Annotated in this window: 12 protein-coding genes and 1 pseudogene; 6 read left to right on the forward strand and 7 right to left on the reverse strand. The window is 73.7% G+C overall.

Annotated features, from left to right (window positions below; genetic code table 11):
* Positions 1-4: 4 nt before the first annotated feature.
* Together AADR41_RS06440 and AADR41_RS06445 are read right to left on the reverse strand one after the other, a co-directional pair.
* Entirely contained in the window at positions 5-1,336 is a 1,332-nt protein-coding gene (locus AADR41_RS06440; RefSeq protein WP_342280391.1) for an MFS transporter, read from the reverse strand.
* A gap of 39 nt (positions 1,337-1,375) precedes the next feature.
* Positions 1,376-2,173 (reverse strand): tyrosine-protein phosphatase, encoded by a 798-nt coding sequence (locus AADR41_RS06445; protein WP_342280392.1) that lies wholly within the window; start codon positions 2,171-2,173, stop codon positions 1,376-1,378.
* A 229-nt stretch (positions 2,174-2,402) separates the two neighbouring features.
* On the opposite strand from AADR41_RS06445, the gene AADR41_RS06450 reads away from it, so the two are divergent.
* Positions 2,403-3,227 carry a GntR family transcriptional regulator gene (locus tag AADR41_RS06450; protein WP_342280393.1) on the forward strand — a complete coding sequence of 275 codons (825 nt, stop codon included), beginning with the start codon at positions 2,403-2,405 and terminating at the stop codon, positions 3,225-3,227.
* 8 nt (positions 3,228-3,235) lie between these two features.
* Here the strand turns inward: AADR41_RS06450 and AADR41_RS06455 are convergent, their stop codons facing one another.
* The 4 genes from AADR41_RS06455 to AADR41_RS06470 form a co-directional block, all read right to left on the reverse strand.
* Positions 3,236-4,783, reverse strand: a complete 1,548-nt coding sequence (locus AADR41_RS06455) for a trifunctional class I SAM-dependent methyltransferase/NUDIX hydrolase/VOC family protein (protein WP_342280394.1) — start codon at positions 4,781-4,783, stop codon at positions 3,236-3,238.
* Positions 4,784-4,878: 95 nt separating this feature from the next.
* On the reverse strand, positions 4,879-5,772 hold the full coding sequence (locus AADR41_RS06460) for an esterase/lipase family protein (protein WP_342280395.1): 894 nt from the start codon (positions 5,770-5,772) through the stop codon (positions 4,879-4,881).
* Positions 5,773-5,954: 182 nt separating this feature from the next.
* A complete protein-coding gene (locus AADR41_RS06465) occupies positions 5,955-6,962 on the reverse strand; it encodes a DNA polymerase Y family protein (RefSeq protein ID WP_342280396.1) in 1,008 nt (335 codons plus the stop codon).
* The gene (locus tag AADR41_RS06470; protein ID WP_342280397.1) at positions 6,959-10,486 is read right to left on the reverse strand and encodes a DNA polymerase III subunit alpha; all 3,528 of its coding nucleotides are present in this window, start codon (positions 10,484-10,486) and stop codon (positions 6,959-6,961) included. Before AADR41_RS06470 ends, AADR41_RS06465 begins: the two co-directional genes overlap by 4 nt.
* A gap of 189 nt (positions 10,487-10,675) precedes the next feature.
* Between AADR41_RS06470 and AADR41_RS06475 the strand changes: the two genes are divergently transcribed.
* Positions 10,676-11,716, forward strand: coding sequence for a DUF3533 domain-containing protein (locus AADR41_RS06475; protein WP_342280398.1), 1,041 nt, complete (start codon positions 10,676-10,678; stop codon positions 11,714-11,716).
* Between the two features lie 81 nt (positions 11,717-11,797).
* Here the strand turns inward: AADR41_RS06475 and AADR41_RS06480 are convergent, their stop codons facing one another.
* Positions 11,798-12,835, reverse strand: a complete 1,038-nt coding sequence (locus AADR41_RS06480) for a hypothetical protein (RefSeq protein ID WP_342280399.1) — start codon at positions 12,833-12,835, stop codon at positions 11,798-11,800.
* Between the two features lie 204 nt (positions 12,836-13,039).
* Between AADR41_RS06480 and AADR41_RS06485 the strand changes: the two genes are divergently transcribed.
* The 4 genes and pseudogenes from AADR41_RS06485 to AADR41_RS06500 all read left to right on the forward strand — a co-directional run bounded on the left by AADR41_RS06485 (position 13,040) and on the right by AADR41_RS06500 (position 17,711).
* Positions 13,040-14,449, forward strand: a complete 1,410-nt coding sequence (locus tag AADR41_RS06485) for a hypothetical protein (protein WP_342280400.1) — start codon at positions 13,040-13,042, stop codon at positions 14,447-14,449.
* 63 nt (positions 14,450-14,512) lie between these two features.
* Positions 14,513-15,786, forward strand: a pseudogene (locus tag AADR41_RS06490) (AAA family ATPase).
* A complete protein-coding gene (locus AADR41_RS06495; protein ID WP_342280401.1) occupies positions 15,783-17,027 on the forward strand; it encodes a vWA domain-containing protein in 1,245 nt (414 codons plus the stop codon). Before AADR41_RS06490 ends, AADR41_RS06495 begins: the two are co-directional and overlap by 4 nt.
* 186 nt (positions 17,028-17,213) lie before the next feature.
* Positions 17,214-17,711: a phospholipase gene (locus AADR41_RS06500; protein ID WP_342280402.1), complete on the forward strand. Its 498-nt coding sequence runs from the start codon at positions 17,214-17,216 to the stop codon at positions 17,709-17,711.
* The last annotated feature ends 16 nt before the right edge of the window (positions 17,712-17,727 follow it).

Below are 17,727 nucleotides of genomic sequence, written 5' to 3' on the forward strand. Positions count from 1 at the left end.
GCGGTCAGTCACGGACGAGCCTCGGGTGCCGGATCAGCGGGGTCAGGGCGGTGGCGAGCAGTGCGGCGACGGCGCCGCCGAGGAAGAGCGCGAAGTAGTTCTTCTCCGCCGACGCCCCGACCGGGTCGCTGCCGAGGGCCAGGAGCACGGGGGCGAGCACCGGGGCGAGGGTCTGGGGCAGCGCCTTGGCGATGTTGAACACCCCCAGGTAGCGGGCCGAGTCGCCGCCGTCCGGCATCACCCGCAGGACCAGGGCGAGGTCGACGGCGTAGAAGGCGCCCAGTCCGACGGCGGCCACCGCGGTGGCGAGATAGACCGGCCACACGGACGCGGAGAACATCTTGATCACCATGGCCGTGGTCATCAGTGTTCCGGAGCCGACGACGAGCGCCCGGTAGGCGCCCGTGCGCGAGGCGACCCGGCCGAAGACGGCGGCGGCGAGCACGTTCCCGGCCAGCGAGACCAGGCCGGTGGCGGAGACCAGTGCGGCGGCCCCGGAGACCGACATGTCCAGCCGGGCCATCAGGAAGTACAGCCCGTAGGCGCCGATCAGCGCGTTGGCGAACTGGAGCAGAAAGCGCTGGCACCACACCACGGTGAAGGCCGGGGAGGTGCGCGGGTCGAACAGCAGGCTGCCGAGGACGCTGCGCAGGTTCACCGTCTTCCCGGTGCGGGCCGCGCCGCCGGGGGCGGCGGGCTCGCGCAGCAGGCGCCAGGCGAGTGCGGCACCGAGGGCGCCGATCGCCGCCGGGATCAGGAACAGTGCGGTGGTGTTGCCGGGAATCGTGCCGACCAGGACGAGCCCGGGGACGACCCCGGCGAATCCGGCGGCGCCGAACAGTCCTGACATGGTGGCCTGTTGCGCCGGCGGCACCCGGTCCGCGATCACGGCGGAGAGTGCGGCGAGCGCGGCGTTGTAGGCGGCCTGGGCGAGGAGCCAGCCGAGGACGAGCCGGGTGGTCGAGTGGGCGGTGGCCATCACCGCTCCGGCGGGCAGTCCCGCCACGAGACCGCCGGCGATCCACGGCCTGCGCCGGCCGAAGCGGCCCGTGGTGCGGTCCGAGAGATGTCCGAAGACGGGGTTGAGCAGCAGGGCGGCGATGGAGCCCACCGCCATGACGGTGGCGAGCACCTGTTCCTTGCGGTCGGGTGCGATCTCCTGGACCTTGAGGCCGAGGGTGGCCACGAGGGGCGTCGCGAGCGCGAAGGTGATCATCAGCTCGGTGACGATCAGCGTCACGAGGAGGCGGCGCGGCGCGGTGGGCCGGATGTCCGGCACGGACGCCTTCGGCACGGGTGCGTCCGGCACCGGCGCCTTCGGCCTGGTTTCGGTCATGGTCTGTGTCCCTGGGGGCTGTTGCTCGGTGGCCGGGTGTCAGAGCCCGGAAGGGGCGGCGGGGACGGACTGCCGGGCCGGGGCGGCCTTGGTCCGGAACGAGGCGATCGCGGCCGGGTCGGCACCGCAGCCGTGCAGGAACTTCTCGGTGCCGCCGTGGCGGGTGCGGATGCCGTCCATGAAGGCGCGGATCGCCCCGGCTGGTGCCTCCAGCAGCGCGGGCGGAATCTCCGGGCCGCCGTGGACCGTCGCGCTCCCGGTGTCCGCGGACGCGTCCTTGGCGTTGAGCGCGCCGAGGCCCGCGGCGCCGGCCAGCGCGGAGAAGATCCGGGGCAGGGCCTCGGCCGTGCGGGCGTAGTCGTCGGCGATCCCGTCCACCGGGACGCCGGCCAGGTCGAGCAGCAGGGCGGTGATCAGCCCGGTGCGGTCCTTGCCCGCGGCGCAGTGCACCAGGGCCGCGCCGGGGGCCGTGACTGCCGTGACCGCGTCCGCGACCGCCCCGGGCGAGCTCTCGGCCAGGGTGAGGTAGAAGCGGCCGAGGTCTTCGGCGGTGCGCAGCGAGCGGGGGTCGATCGCCGCCATTTCGGCGGTGGCGTCCAGCGGGGCCCACCGGACCCGGATGCCGGCCTCCTCGGCCGCCGCCCAGTCCGCGTCCGAGCGCTCGGTGCCGCCGCGCAGGTCCACGATCGTGCGGATGTCCCGTGCCAGCAGTTCGCGGACGGTGTCCTGATCCGCGGCGGGGAAGGGCTGTGCGGAGCGGAAGAGGATTCCGGGGCACATCCGGTTACGGTGGGAATCGGCCGTCAGGGCGGGGTCGCGGAAGTTCAGCAGGGGCACGGGGACCTCACGGGTGGTGCGGGGGCGGTCGGTGGTCTGGTCGTCACCGCCGTCGTCGCCCGGAAAAGGGCTCCACGGGGAGACATCTAGATGTCTAGATGCCCTGGGTGCGACTGTCCGGCCCTGCGGGTGACCAGCGCATGAACATCGGTGAAATGACCGGGTCGCGACGCCCGGCGGTGCCGGATCCCCGTCCCGGGCGGCCCGCGGAGCTTCGTACTATCCAGGGGTGCCGAACCACCGAAGGACCAGTCCGCGCTATCTGCAGTTGGCCCGACTCATCCAGGAACGCATCGACGCGGGAGAGTTCCCGGCCGGCTCCCGGCTGCCGAGCGAGCCCGAGATGTGCGCCGAGTTCGGCGTCAACCGACTGACCGTCCGTGAGGCCGTCGCGGAGCTGGAGCGGGCCGCCGCCATCGAGATCCGCCGGGGCGTCGGCACCTTCGTGCGCCCGCCCGTCGCCCGGGTGTCGATCGCGGTCGACCCCCGCAGCCAGCGGTTCGACATGGGCAGTACGCACACCTCGCTGCCCGAATCCACCGCCGGACAGGGCATGGACGTGCAGGAGACGATCACCGCCGCCCTGCCCGCGGGCACCGCCACCACCGACGAGGAGGCGGCCCGCCATCTGGGCCGGCCCGTCGCCGTCCTGTCCCGGGTGGAGAGCGTGTTCTCCATCGGCCCGGAGTCCTGGGGCATCAGCACCTACTGGATGCCGTCCGCCCTGCTGCCCCGGGAACTCGCGGCCCCCGGACCGGTGGAGAACCTGGTCCGCACCCTGGCCGACAGCGCGGGCATCACCCTGGAGTACGACTGGCGCGCCTTCAGCGCCATCGGGGCCGACATCGGCGACGCCGACGTCCTGGGCGTACCGGCCGGGAGTCCCCTGCTGGTCCGCGAGGGCGTCAGCTGCACCCCCGACGGCGAGCCGGTGCTCTACGTCCGCCGGCGCATCCAGGGCGAACGCGCCCGCTTCGTACTGAACTTCCGCGACCCCGGCCCGCCCCCGCCGCAGACCCCGGTGCCCCGGTCTGATCCGGACGAAGGGCCCTGACGGGCCCGTCAGTCCCGGCGCCGCGCCCACACATCGGTGTACGGCGCCGGTTCCTGAGGGGCCGGGCGCGGCTGGTGGACTCCGGCGACCAGCTCCACCTCGTACCCCGCGGCGTCCTCCAGGTAGGCGGCGATGTGCCCCTCGCCGCCCGCGTGCGGGTAGCGGTCCGCGAAGAGCGGCCGCCAGCCGTGCTCCGGGGCCCTTGCCACCAGCGCATCGAGGGTGGCCCGGTCGCGGACGTGGAACGCCAGGTGGTTGAGCCCGGGGCGGTGCCGGTCGTGCGGGCCCGGGGCCAGATCGGGCGATCGCTCGACCACGACATAGCTGTCGCCGCGCCGCCAGCTCCGCCCGTGCTGCCAGCGCTGGTACGGGACATGGCCCAGCTCGCCGAGGAGCCAGCCCCACCCCTGCTCGGCCACCGCCAGATCGGGCACCCACAGCTCGATGTGGTGCACCTCGCCGGTGCCGGACCGGGCGGCGGGCAGCGGAACGGCACGGCGGACGCCGTCCGGCTCGTACGCCACGGTGTCGCCGTCCTCGTGCCAGTGGATCAGGAAGTGCTCCCCCGCCCGGTAGCCCTCGATCCCCGCCCGGCAGTAGGCGACGACATCGTCCGGGAGGGCGTCCAGCGGGAACCAGGCCAGCTCGGAGCACTTGTCGGGTTCGCGGTTGTACGGCGGACGGTCCGGGTCGTACTCCGCCTCGAAGAACCAGCCCGTCCTGGGGCTGCCGCCGGGGCCGCGGTGCTGCATGACCAGGGCGACCCGCAGCTCGTCCGGCCCCAGTTCGACGCCGATCTCCTCGGCCGCCTCACGGATCATCGCCTCGCGGACGTCCTCGCCGTCCTCGACGTGTCCGGACGGGCCGTTGAACAGGCCGTCCGCGTAACCCGTGCCGGCCCGGCGGGCGAGCAGGACCTCGGGGCCCCGGCGGAGGATCAGATGGACGTCGACGACCTCGGTGTGCCGGTGCCGCGGCTGGGCGCGGGCCACCAGGGCGTAGCGCTCGTCGTCGACCCGCCTGCCCCACAGGTCCGGGTCGTCGGAGAGCCGCTCGTGGTGGATGCGCTCGGTGAGTTCCGAGAGCAGGCCGGTCAGTTGGCCGGCGGCGGGACCGGCGCCGGCCCGGACGCCGTCGACCAGGACCAGCCGGCCGCCGGGCCGCAGCAGGGTGAACCAGTGGCGCAGGGCCGCCGCCGGGTCGGGCAGCAGCCACACCACGTGTCTGGCCATGACCACGTCGAACTGCTGATTGCCGACCGGCGGTCGGGCCGCGTCCCCGAGCAGCACCGCGGTGCCCGTCCCGGCGAGCTTGGCCCGGGCCTGCTCGACCATGCGAGGGGAGCGGTCGACGGCGGTGACCCGGTGCCCCTGCCCGGCGACGAGGAGGGCCAGGCTCCCGGTTCCGCACCCCAGGTCGAGCACCTCGGAACGCCCGTCGGGCAGCCAGCTCTCCAGCCGCTGCGCCCAGGCGTGCCGGACCACCGGGTCGAGCAGCCCGTGGTCGGGCTCCTCGTCGAAGGAGTCGGCGGCGGAGTCCCAGTCGATCGTCGTCATGGGTAGATCGTGCCAGCCGCCGCCGACGGGGGTACGAAGGATCCGTCGGCCCGCACGCCAGGACCCCTCGTACCGCGACTGCCTGCGTGTCCGTGCTATCCGACGGCCGAGGCGCAGGTGGTGGGAGTGGCGTGCGCCGGGTCCAGGGCGTTCGCCACCTCGTGGTAGGCGATCCGGTCGACGGTGCCGATCGCCACGTGCTCGGAGAAGTCGACCGGGCACAGGTCCTGGAGCAGGACGTTGCGTACGTCCGGCCCGTCCAGGAACTGTGTGCGGTACGGGGTCACGACCTCGTCGTACCTGGTCGCGATGACGGTGTAGTGCACTCCGGGCACGGTGTCGGGGAGCGAGTTGAGCTTGGTGATGAACGGGGAGCCCGCCACCTGGTCGGCGAGGCCGGGGGTGTTGGCGTTCAGCAGGTCCTCGGCCCCGGGGAAGTACGGCAGCAGCTTCGTCAGGCCGAGCAGGGTGGTGCCGTGGTTGTCGGGCGCGAGCCCGATCATGGCGTTCACCTTGGCGGCCCCGCCGAGGAACTTCAGGTAGTAGTTCGGCATCATGCCGCCCTGGGAGTGGCCCACGAGGTCGGCCTTGGCCGCTCCGGTGGCGGCGAGCACCTTGTCGACGAACGCGGAGAGCTGTCCGGCGGACTTGTCGACCGGGCCGAGTCCGTTGAAGAGCGGCACACCGGGCAGCTGCCCGTAGTCGAGCGAGTAGACGCAGTAGCCCCGGCCGACCAGGTAGGGGGCGAGGACCAGCCAGTTGTCGATCGAGTTCCCGAAGGTTCCGTGGACCAGGACGACGGGGCGGGGATGGGCAGCGGAGGGCTTGCAGGAGTAGTCGTTCCAGCCACGGGAGGTGGCTGTCGCGGCTGTGGGGGCGGCTGCAGCGGCAGCGGCCGTGGGGGTGGCGGCTGCGGCGACGGCGAGGAGCAGTGCGGCGAGGGTTCTCCGCGCGCGTGGGGTGCGCGACGCACGTGTCCAGGGCAGCATCGTGTGGTCTCCTTGCGGCTCAAGGGAGTTGCGATGTCTGTACACCCTGCGGCCCGGACCACAGTTCTGACTGCTGATTCATCCGTGTTCCCGGGCCAAATTACGCGTGAGTAGGGTGGCCTGGGAAGTTACGCGTCAGTAAAAAGTGACGATCCGTCGATCGGGCGAACCCCAAGGGGAGGTCAGGCCGCGAGCCGCCCCGGCATCACGGCCCGGGGGCCGAACCTGTCCCGCAGCCGGTCCGCCACCGCCTCGATCCGCCGCGCCCGCTCGTCCACCGGGTCGAACGACAGCTGGTGCGCGGCCCGCTCACTCTCCATCAGCCCCTCCGCGCGCAGCGTGATCCCCCGCACCCGGGCCCGCTGCAGGGCGAACGAGTCATGGATCCGGTACGCGAGCGCGGTGAGCGCCGCGGAGTGGGCGGTGGGTTCCCGGAGCGTACGGCTGCGGGTCAGCGTCGAGTATCCGGTCCGGTCGGCATAGCGCACGCCGACCGCGAGGCCGCGGCAGACCTGCCCGTCCCCGCGCATCCTGGCCCCCAGCTCCTCGGTGAGCGACATGAGCGCGCGGCGCTGCCGTTCCCGGTCCAGCTCGTCGCGGGGGAAGGACCGTTCGGCGGCGATCGACCGGGCCGCGGCGCCCGGCAGGACCGCCGTGCGATCGATGCCGTGCGCCCGCTCCCACAGTTCGCGCCCGGTCCGTACGCCGGTGATCCGCTGGAGGGTGCCGAGCGGGGCGGCCGCGATCCGGCCGACGGAGTCGAGCCCGTACGCGCACAGGGTGCGGGCCGTCGCCGCGCCGACGCCGTCCAGCGCCGCGGCCGGCCGGTCCGCGAGGAACTCCGCCGCCCCGCCCCCGGGCACCACGAAGGTCGTCCCGGGCGCGGCCCGGCGGGCCGCCATCCGGGCCAGCATCGGGTTCTCCGCCGCCCCGACGGCGCAGTCCACGCCGTGCAGGGCGAGCGCGCGGATCCGGATCACCGAGGCCAGCCCCCGCACGTCCAGCCCGAAGTAGCGCAGCGCGCCGCGCACATCGGCGAGCGCCCCGTCGGGCGGGGCCGCCTCGACCACCGGGGTGAGCGCGCCGAGCAGGGCGAGCAGCCCCTCGAAACCGGCGCTGTCCGGGAGGCCGCCGCCGACCTTGCGGAACCGCAGGTACAGGATGCCCGGCACCTCGGGTGCGGTGCTCATCCCGCGCTCCCCGGGCTCTGGTGCCACAGCTTCCTGCCGGTGGCGACGCCTTCGCCGGGCGGCTGGAGATCGGACCAGGGGTTCATCTCGTATCCGGTGGGCAGCTGGATGCGGCGGCCGTTGCCGGCGGGACCGCCCTTCCCGCCCTCTCCGGCCTCCCCGGCCTCCCCGGCTTCTCCGGCTTCTCCGGCTTCTCCGGCCGAGGGTTCGCGCGCCAGCCGGTCCGCGACCGCGTCGAGTCCGCCGGTACGCCGCAGCTCGGCCAGCTCCGCCAGGTTCCAGGCCGCCGCGCCGACCACGCTCAGGCTCCGCGGGCCGCGTCGCTGCACCACTCCGCGCACCAGCAGCAGCCAGGAGTGGAAGACGGTGTGCGCGCAGGCGGCGTGGCTGTCGTCGAAGAAGGCCAGGTCGACCAGGCCCGTGCCGTCGTCCAGGGTGGTGAAGACGACCCGGCGGCCGGAGCGGACCGGCGGGGTCTGGGTGGCCGCCTTGGCGCCCGCGACCAGCACGGTGTCCCCGTGCCGTGCCTCGCGCAGCCGCTTGGCGGAGACCGTGCCGAGCTCCTTCAGGAAGGCGTGGTGATCGTCCATCAGGTGGCGGGAGACATCCATGCTCAGGACGCCCAGCTCGGCGCTGAGGCGTTCCGCGTCGTCCAGGTCGGGCAGGCCGATGGAGCCGGTCCGGTGTCCGCCGCCGAGCGGCAGCTGCGCGCCCGGTCCGCCGCCGGGGCCCGCGCCCCGCTGGGCGCGGTGCAGTTCGGACAGGTGCAGCAGCAGATCGCGCCGGTTGCCGCCGAACGCGTCCAACGCGCCCACCCGGGCCAGCCGTTCGGCGGCCGGCCTGCCCGGCCTGGCGCGCTGCCAGAAGTCGAGCAGCGAGGTGTAGGGCTGTCCGGCCTCGATCCGGGCGACCTCGGCCGCACCGATGCCGTGGACGTCCGAGAGCGCGAGCCGCACCCCCCAGACACCCTCCCCGCCCTCACCATCGGACACCAGTTCGATTCGATGAGTGGCCGCCGACCGGTTCACGTCCAGTCCCAGCACCGGCACCCCCCGCCGCCGCGCGTCCGCGAGCAGCAGCCGCTTCGGGTACATCCCGGGGTCATGGGTGAGCAGCCCGGCGTAGAAGGCCGCCGGGTGGTGCGCCTTGAGCCAGGCCGACTGGTACGTCGGTACGGCGAAGGCGACCGCGTGCGCCTTGCAGAAGCCGTAACTGCCGAACGCCTCGATGATCTCCCAGGTGCGGGCCGTCACTTCGGCGTCGTACCCCTTCTCCGTCGCCCGCAGCGCGAACCACGTCCTGATCCGGTCCTGCGATTCGGGGTCGGAGAGCCCGCGCCGCACCCGGTCGGCCTCGTCCCGGCCGCAGCCGGTCATGATGTCGACCATCTCGATGATCTGCTCGTGGAAGACGACCACCCCGTACGTCTCGCGCAGCGGCCCTTCCAGATCGGGGTGCGGGTAGCGCGCGGGGGCCCGGCCGTGCCGGGCCTCGATGAACGGCCGCACCATGTCGGCGGCGACCGGTCCGGGGCGGAACAGCGAGATGTCGACCACCAGATCGTGGAAGCCGGCCGGCTGGAGCCTGCCGACCAGGTCGCGCTGGCCCGGCGACTCGATCTGGAAGCAGCCCAGCGTCTCGGCGCTCCTGATCATCCGGTACGTCTCCGGGTCGTCCGGCTCCACGGCGTCCAGGTCCACGGCCCGCCCCGAGGCCCGTCCGATCTCCGCGACCGCGTGCGCCATCGCCGACTGCATCCGCACACCCAGCACATCGAGCTTGAGCAGACCCAGGTCCTCCACGTCCTCCTTGTCGAACTGCACCATCGGGAAGCCGTCGCCGCTGGTGGGCACGGTGGGCACCCGGCGCAGCAGCGTGGCGTCCGACAGGAGCACCCCGCACGGGTGCATGGCGATGCCGCGCGGCAGTGCGTCCAGCGCCTCCACCAGCTCCCAGAGCCGTCCGTACCGGCCCTTCTCCCGTGCCACTTCGCGCAGTTCGGGCAGTTCCTCCATGGCCGCGCGGGCGTCGCGGGCCCGGATGTGCGGGAAGGCCTTGGCGAGCCGGTCGGTCTCGGCCGGGTCCATGGAGAGCGCGGCGCCCACGTCCCGGATGGCGTGGCGCACCCGGTAGGTCTCCGGCATGGCGACGGTCGCGACCCGCTCGGCGCCGAAGCGGTCGATGATCGCGCGGTAGACATCGAGCCTGCGGGCGGACTCCACGTCGATGTCGATGTCCGGCAGCACGAAGCGGCGCCTGGAGAGGAAGCGTTCCATCAGCAGCCCGTGCTCGACCGGATCGGCGTGCGCGATCCCGAGGAGATGGTTGACCAGAGATCCCGCGCCGGAGCCCCGGGCGGCGACCCGTATCTTCATCTCCCTTGCGTCGTCCACCACTTGAGCGACCGTCAGGAAGTAGGAGGCGAAGCCGTGGTACGCGATGACGTCCAGTTCCTGGTGCATCCGCTCCCAGTAGTCGCGCCTGCGGTCGTAGCCGTGCAGCACCATGCCGGCGGCGGCGCGGGAGGCCAGCACCCGCTGGGCGGTGCGCCGCCCGGCGCCGACGAGTTCCGGTTCGGGGAAGTGGACCGAGCCGAGACCGAGGTGGTCCTCGGGGTCGACGACGCAGGCGTCGGCGGTGCGCCGGGTCTCCGCGAGCAGCCGCGCCCCGGCGTCCTCGCCCAGACCGGCGGCGGAGGCGATCCGCCCGGCGGTCAGGGCCATCGCGCGGGCGTCCTTCAGCCAGCGCTCCCCGCTGTCGAGCGGGGCCCGGCGGGGGTCGACGGGGACCAGCCTGCGGGCCGCGTCCAGCACATCGGCGACCGGGCCCTGCCCGGCGTCGGCGTACCGTACGGCGTTGGTCAGCACGGCCCGCACCCCCTGCTCGGCGGCGAGGCCGACGGTACGGGCGGCGAGCCGCAGCGAGCCGGGTCCGGTGCCCTCACGCCCGTGGTGGACGGCTTCGAGGCGCAGGTCGTCGCCGTAGATCTCCCGCCAGCCGGCGAGCAGTGCCGCGGCCCGGTCCGGGCGGCCGGCGGCCAGCGCCCTGCCGACGTCGGAGGCGGGGCCGAGCAGCACGGTGAGCCCTTGGGCGGGCAGGTCGGCCCGGCCGACCAGGGGCCGCCCCGCACCGTCGGGCGCGGGGGCGTGGGCGGCGGTGACGAGACGGCACAGCTCCGCCCAGCCCCGGGCGCCGTCCCGGGCGAGAAAAGTGACCCGGGGTGCGGATTCGTCGATGAAGGCGCCGCCGCGGACCGGGGTCCGCGGCCGCTGCGCGGGCGCGCCGGTTCTCGTATGCTCCGCCGTCACGGGCCCCACCGCGAGCTCCACCCCGAAGAGCGGCCGTATCCCGGCCCTCTCGCAGGCCTTGGCGAAGCGGACCGCGCCCGCGAGGGTGTCCCGGTCGGTCAGCGCCAGCGCGTCCATTCCCCGCTCGGCGGCGCGTTCCGCCAGCCGCTCCGGGTGCGAGGCCCCGTACCGCAGGGAGAACCCGGAAACGGTATGCAGATGCGTGAACCCGGGCATCTGCACCTCCTGGACCGATCCGTACTCACCACCCCCTCCGCTCCACCATAGACCAAGTTTCGAACATTCGTGCGATAGCCGGTGCCCGGAACCTCTCCGGCCCCCCGACCCGCGACCCGCGAGGTGCCCGGTCAGCCATTCGGCCCTGCCCCGCCTGCACGAACAACCGGTGCCCCGGAGCGTGGGGGCATGACTTTCGCTGACGAGGTGAAGAACGCCGTCACTCCACGGGCCGCACTGCTCGTCATCGGTGTGCTCGGACTGCAGCTGCTGTTCATCGCGTCCTACGTCGGGGCGCTGCACAATCCGAAGCCGACCGACGTACCCTTCGGCGTCGTCGCGCCGCGGCAGATCTCCGCACAGCTCCTCACCGAGCTGAAGAATCTTCCCGGCGGCCCGCTGGACCCCCGCGAGGTCGCCGACGCGGCCACCGCCCGCGAGCAGATCCTCGACCGCAGGATCGACGGCGCCCTGCTGGTCGACCCCAGGGGCACGACCGACACCGTGCTGGTCGCCTCCGGCGGCGGCACCTCGATGGCCACCACCCTGACCAAGATCCTCACGGAGGTCGACCGGACCCGGCAGCGCACGGTGCGGACCGTGGACCTGGCCCCGGCCTCCGGCCAGGACTTCAACGGGATCTCGTCGTTCTACCTGGTCGTGGGCTGGTGCGTCGGCGGCTACCTCTGCGCCTCGATCCTGGCGATCAGCGCGGGCGCCAAGCCCGCCAACCGTCAGCGCGCGGTGATCCGGACCGGCATCATGGCGCTGTACTCCGTCGCGGGCGGGATCGGCGGCGCGATCATCATCGGCCCGATCCTCGGCGCCCTGCCCGGAAGCTTCTGGGGCCTGTCCGGCCTGGGCGCGCTGACCGTCTTCGCGGTCGGCATGATCACCCTCGCCCTCCAGGCCCTCACCGGCATCGTCGGCATCGGCCTGGCCGTCCTGATCGTGGTGATCGCGGGCAACCCGAGCGCCGGCGGCGCCTACCCGCTGCCGATGCTCCCCGACTTCTGGCGGGCGATCGGCCCCGCGCTGCCGCCCGGGGCGGGCACCTGGGTGGCCCGCTCGATCGCCTACTTCAAGGGCAACGCGGTCACCGGCTCCCTGCTGGTGCTGTCCGCATGGGCGGTGGTGGGCACGGCCATCACCCTCCTGGTCGCCGCGCGCCGCAGCCCGGAGGAACTCAGCGGCGAGCGGCCGCCGTTCGGCTCGACGCCGCTTTCCTGACCGTCCCGTCCTCTTTCCGCGCGTGGGAGCGGCCGCCCTCCGGCATGGGGCGGCCGCTCCCACACCGTCCGGCCGGCCCCGTCATCTCAGCGTCCCCGCCAGCCTCTCCAGCCTGCGGGCGAGTTCGTCCCCCTGGCCCGCGACCTTGGTGGCCTTGCCGGACCAGAAGTCCGGGCCCGTCAGCCGCCCGTACCGCTCGATCCACGACGCGGCCTCACGGTCCATCCGCTCGGCCTTCGTCCGTACGTCGGCGTCCGCCGGCGCCGCGAGCACGTTCAGCTCGTCCACCAGGCGCTGGACCTTCCGCACCAACGGGCTGGTGCGCCGACCGGGCCGGCGGGCCGCCCCGGTGGCGGGCGACGGACCGGGAGCGGCCGCCGGAGGAACCGGGGACGCCTCCGCGGCCGGGCGACGGCTCGCACGCCCCGGACCCCGCATACCCGGGACCCGCAAACCCTCGGGCGTCATCGCGCAGGCGTCGAGCGGCACCCAGTCGGTACTGCGCCGCGCCTCCTCCGCCCTGATCCGGATGCGCCGCGCCACCCCTTGCGTCTCGCAGCGGAAGCGCAGCACCCAGCCGTTCGCCGCGTACATCTCCGCCACGGTCTCCGGGTGCGCGGACCCCGGCCCGAAGACCCAGTCCAGGCCTGCCGCATCACGTGCCGACTCCTCACACGCCGAACGCCATTCGGGGTGCGACAGCCTCCGGAACTGGAAACGCACCCGCTGCCGGCTGTCACGGACCCGGAGGTCGACGGCGTCACCCGGGCCCGAGCCCAGGTCACGCAGCACGGTCCGTGCGTCGATACCGCTGCCGCGGGCCCAGAGGGCGAGGTCCTGCCTGACGAAGAGATGGTCCGCGCTGTCCGCGCCGTTGGCACGGCGGTGACAGGAGGCGTTCGGCGCGTGGGCGAAGTGGCAGACCTTGTCCACGTAGAGCCGGTCGGACAGCCTGCCGCCGCAGCCCCCGAGCTGGGTGCCGCACCAGTACGTGTACGCCGGATGACGCCGACGCAGCCGCCGGAGCTCGTCGGCCTCCTGCGGCAGCACGATGCCCAGGCCCGACGAGGCGCTCCCGATGACCGCGGTCTGCACCAGTCGGCGATCCGATTCAGACATGCCGCCCCACCACTGTCCCTGCCCCCCGACGCCCAGCAAACCGCCCCTACCAACACAAACATTGAAGCATGCACTCAATTCACAACGAAGATCGGTCCGGGCCGAAACACCTGGCGGATCACGGGTGCGGGAGCTACGCTGCCCGGCGATGACAACTCACTCTGTTAGCAGATTGGGGGCCCCGTCCGCGCAAGGTGAGTGCTGATGCTCACTCAGGACGCGAACAGGGATTCCCGCCTTTCCCTCTGGGCGCGCGTGCGAGAGTTCGCCGTGCCGCCCTCCATGATCGAGACCGCGACCGCCCGCCGTCAGGCCGGCGACTGGGCGGGGGCATGCGCCGCCGCGGGTGTCGATGTCGATCTCGGCCTCCGCTCCGTGGCGCGCGCCCACGGCCGCGAACTCGCGTCCCGGATCCGGGACGACCTCCGCCATCTGGCTCCTGACCTGCTGCGCTGGCATCTGCCCCGGATCGCTCCCCGTGGGCTGCTGCGGCCGGGCCTGACGATCACTCTGGCCCGGTACGACACCGAGGGGCCCGGCGGTGTGCGTCCGGTGCGTCTGGTGGTACGGACTCCGCCCGCCTGGGCGGATGCCGGGCAGCGGATCGGGCTCGCGCTGTGGGACGGATCGGACTCCGGCACCGAGGCCCGCCGCCATCCGCACCACCGCCCGAACCCTCGGTTCCGCCTCGATCTGCACCGCCATCTGTGGGACGCGCGCAGGGCCGGTGAGCTGCGGATCCGGTCCGGGGCGGCCGGTCCGCCGCCCTCCGGCGACCGCCCCGCGATACCGCCGCAGGTGCCGGAGGCGGTGCCGTCCGGGCACAGCTGCGCCGTCGACCGGTGGGCGGACGAGGCGGGGATCCTGCTCCGGGCCGCGGGGCGGTCCGCCGGGACCGTCGTCGTGCGGTTCGGGGCCCGGCGCCGGCTGCTCCTGGACCTGGTGGCGGAGGGGGACGGCCCCGGGCCGCCCGCGCTGCGGATCGCTGCGGCGACCACGGCCGCGGACGGCGGTGCCTCCGCGCTGCCGGTACTGCCCGACGCGGCGACCTGGGTGCTGCCCGACCTCGACCTGCTCCGTACCGGGTCGATCGAGGCCGGGCGGCTGCACCCGCTGGTCCTCGCGGCCCTGGTGCCGGATCACACGGCGGTCGCTCCGGCCCGGCCTCCGAACCCGGTGGGGCAGCCACGCCTCGTGGACTGCCGGGGAGCCCGGCACCGGATCGGTCTGGTCGACGGGGTACTGGCCCCGCTGGACCACGACCCCGCCGAGATCCGCCGGGAGGAGCTGCTGGTCGCACTGACCGGCACCCCCCTCCCCTGCCTCCAGGCCATCGACGAGGCGCACCGCCGTCCGGACTGCCTCACCGGTGTGCGCGAGCGCCTCGACCACGGCGACATCGCCGGTGCGCTGGCCGTCGTCGAGGGTCTGCTGGGCCCCGGCGCGCTGCTGCGCAGCGGCGAACTGCGGGACGAGCTGGAGGCGGCGGCGCAACGACGGATCACCTACGGGCTGTTCCGGGCGGGCCTGGTCGAAGGGCCGGACCGCCTGCACCCGTACCGCCGCCGGCCCCGTGACCGTCGCTCGCACCCGCGCCACGTGATCCGTCGCTGACCGGAATTCGGCACTTCTCCCGTACGCCTCATGCCTCACCACGAACCCACAGGTGATTCAGACATGCCCACACGCACCCCTTTCGCCACGTCCGGCCCTCGTTCCGGCCAGGACCACGCCTCCCAGCTCGACATCGCCGGTGAACTGACGCCCTGCTGCGCGACACCACCACCGAACCCCGCCCCGACATCCAGCTGGAGGCCCTGGCCCTGGCCGTGGCCGCCGATCTGCCCGTACTCCTGTGGGGCGAGCCCGGCATCGGCAAGACCGCCGCGCTCACCCAGCTCGCCGTGTCCCTGGACCTTCCGCTGACCACGGTCATCGCCAGCGTCCATGAGCCGTCCGACTTCTCGGGGCTGCCCGTCGTGGGGGACGACCCGGCCGAACAGGGCGTCCCGATGGCCCCGCCGGACTGGGCGGTGCGGCTGGTACGGGCCGGCCGGGGGCTGCTGTTCCTGGACGAGCTGTCCACCGCGCCGCCCGCCGTTCAGGCCGCCCTCCTGCGTCTCGTGCTGGAGCGGCGGATCGGCGCCCTGCAACTGCCGCCCGGGGTGCGGATCGTGGCCGCCGCCAATCCTCGTTCCTCGGCGGCCGACGGCTGGGAGCTGAGTCCACCGCTGGCCAACCGGTTCGTGCATCTCCAGTGGACCCACGACCACGAGGTGGTGGTGCGCGGCCTCGCCGGGACCTGGCCCCGGGCGACGCTGCCCCGGCTCGAACCCGAACGGCTGCCGGAGGCCGTGGACTTCGCACGCCGGGCGGTGTGCGGGCTCCTCTCCGCCCGGCCGACGCTCGTGCACCGGCTGCCCAGCGGCGAGACGCGCCGGGGCGGTCCCTGGCCGTCGCCCCGCAGCTGGGACATGACGCTGTGTCTCATCGCGTTCGCGACCGCCGCCGGTTCCTCCCGGGATGTGCTCTCCCTGCTGGTCCGGGGCACCGTGGGGGACGGTCCGGGGCTGGAGCTGCTGGCGAGCCTGGACCGGATGGACCTGCCGGACCCCGAGACGCTGCTCGCCGACCCGGCGGGCGCCGAACTGCCCGAACGGGGGGATCTGCGCCAGGCGGTGCTCGACGGCGTGGTGGCGGCCGTCCGCAACCGCCCGGAGAAGTCCCGCTGGGACGCGGCATGGTCGCTCCTGGTCCGGGCGCTGGAGACCGGCACCCCGGACGTGGTGGTCGTCCCGGCGACCACGCTCGCCTCGCTGCGCCGGCAGGACTGGGACGTTCCGGCATCGATCGAACAGCTCGCCGGAGCGGTGTCCCTGTCCCGGCGTGCCGACCGGGCGGCGGCCCGGACCCCGGCCCGGGCCGCCGCAGCCGCGAAGGCCGGCCGATGACAACCGGCGCACCGGGGGCGCCGGACCTCGACAAGCTCTTCGCCGCCCGCCTCCAGGCCGTCCGGGCCCGCCCCTATCTGGCGACGGCCCTGTTCGCCCTGTGCGTCGTGGAGTCCCGGCGGGTTCCGACGATGGCCGTGGACCGGCACTGGCGGTGCTACGTCTCGCCCGGCTTCGTGGACCGGACCCCGGTGGAGGAACTGGCCGGGGTGTGGGTGCACGAGGTCTCGCACCTGCTGCGCGACCATCACGGGCGCGGCGACCGGGTCGCCCGGCAGCAGGGGCTGACCGGTCCCGCGGAACGGCTGCGGATGAACATCGCCGCCGACTGCGAGATCAACGACGACGTGTTCGGCCAGGGACTGGTCCGGCCGGAGGGCGCCGTGGATCCGGACGCTCTGGGGCTCCCCCGGGGGCAGCTCATGGAGGACTACCTGCGCCAGTTCCGGCTCGGGCCGCACACGCAGGACCTGGCCTGGCTGGACTGCGGCAGCGGCGCCGACGGGCTCGACCGGGAGTGGGACCTGGGGCCGGACGGCGCGCACGGCCTCAGCGAACAGGAACGGGACGCGGTCCGGTTCAGGGTGGCGCAGGGCATCACCGGCCGCCCGGGGAACGCCTCGAAGGGGTGGCAGCGGTGGGCGGAGGAGGCGTTCCATCCGCCGCAGCCGTGGCGGGAGCTGCTGGGTGCGGCGGTACGTTCGGCCGCCTCCGGATCCGGCGCGGGCGAGGACTACACGTACGGCCGCCCGTCGCGGCGCTCGGCCGGTGTGCCCGGCGCCGTGCTGCCGAGCCTGCGGCGCAGACCGCCCCGGGTCTGCGTGGTCATCGACACGTCCGCGTCGGTCAGTGACACAGAACTGGGCAGCGCGCTCCTGGAGGTCGCCGCGATCTCCCGTGCCGTCGGTGGCCGTCGCGACCTGATCACCGTCCTCTCGTGCGACGCGGCGGCCCGGGTCGCACACCCGCTGTGCCGTGCCGAGGGAATCCCGCTGGTGGGCGGCGGGGGTACGGATCTGCGCACCGGCTTCGACAGGGCCCTGCGGACGCGGCCGGGGCCGGATGTCGTCGTGGTCCTGACCGACGGTCAGACCCCCTGGCCGAGTGCGCAGCCGGCCTGCCGGACGGTGGTGGGCCTGTTCCCCCGGTCGCGGGACGAGGACGATCCGTACCACGTTCCGGACTCCCCGCCCGAGTGGGCCCGCACGGTGGTCATCGGCACGGCTCCCGCGGGCCGGTGAATCCCGGCGGGGCGGCGGCCTCCCCTCCCACGGCCGCCGCCCGGGGCCCTGATCCACCGCCACGCCCTGATCCGCCGAACAGACCCCGGGCACGACAAGCGCGTGGCATCCTGCTGAAGCGATCTCGTGAGTTCACGAGGAGCGAGCACGATCAGCCCAACTCCCCTTTTTTTCCGGAGGTTGCTCATGCGTCGCCGATTCATCGTCCCGCTTGCCACGGTCGCCCTGTCGCTCCCGCTCGCCCTGCTCCCCGCCGCCTCCGCCTCGGCCGCCCCTGCCGACAAGCCCCAGGTCCTCAGCTCCTGGACCCAGACGAGCGCCTCCAGCTACAACGCCTGGAACAGTGCCCGCAACAACCAGGGCGCCTGGGCCGCGTACGGCTTCGACTGGTCGACGGACTACTGCAGCAGCTCACTCGACAACCCGTTCGGCTTCCCCTTCCAGAACGCCTGCGCCCGCCACGATTTCGGCTACCGCAACCACAAGGCGGCCGGCACCTTCTCCGCCAACAAGTCACGCATCGACTCCGCGTTCTACGAGGACCTCAAGCGCGTGTGTGCCGCGTACTCCGGAGCGAAGCTCGCCGTGTGCAACAGCACGGCTTGGACGTACTACCACGCCGTGGACATCTTCGGCCTGGCACCGGCGAAGGCGGGCTTCACCGGACTCGGCCGGGCCGCCTGACCACCACCGGCGGGCC

The organism is Streptomyces sp. CLV115 (assembly GCF_038448545.1).
Classification (GTDB): Bacteria; Actinomycetota; Actinomycetes; order Streptomycetales; family Streptomycetaceae; genus Streptomyces; species Streptomyces sanglieri.

Coding starts and splice junctions, on each gene's coding strand:
- AADR41_RS06440 (WP_342280391.1), bottom strand. CDS start 1,336: ATGACCGAAACCAGGCCGAAGGCGCCGGTGCCGGACGCACCCGTGCCG.
- AADR41_RS06455 (WP_342280394.1), bottom strand. CDS start 4,783: ATGACGACGATCGACTGGGACTCCGCCGCCGACTCCTTCGACGAGGAG.
- AADR41_RS06460 (WP_342280395.1), bottom strand. CDS start 5,772: ATGCTGCCCTGGACACGTGCGTCGCGCACCCCACGCGCGCGGAGAACC.
- AADR41_RS06465 (WP_342280396.1), bottom strand. CDS start 6,962: ATGAGCACCGCACCCGAGGTGCCGGGCATCCTGTACCTGCGGTTCCGC.
- AADR41_RS06470 (WP_342280397.1), bottom strand. CDS start 10,486: ATGCCCGGGTTCACGCATCTGCATACCGTTTCCGGGTTCTCCCTGCGG.
- AADR41_RS06475 (WP_342280398.1), top strand. CDS start 10,676: ATGACTTTCGCTGACGAGGTGAAGAACGCCGTCACTCCACGGGCCGCA.
- AADR41_RS06480 (WP_342280399.1), bottom strand. CDS start 12,835: ATGTCTGAATCGGATCGCCGACTGGTGCAGACCGCGGTCATCGGGAGC.
- AADR41_RS06485 (WP_342280400.1), top strand. CDS start 13,040: ATGCTCACTCAGGACGCGAACAGGGATTCCCGCCTTTCCCTCTGGGCG.
- AADR41_RS06495 (WP_342280401.1), top strand. CDS start 15,783: ATGACAACCGGCGCACCGGGGGCGCCGGACCTCGACAAGCTCTTCGCC.
- AADR41_RS06500 (WP_342280402.1), top strand. CDS start 17,214: ATGCGTCGCCGATTCATCGTCCCGCTTGCCACGGTCGCCCTGTCGCTC.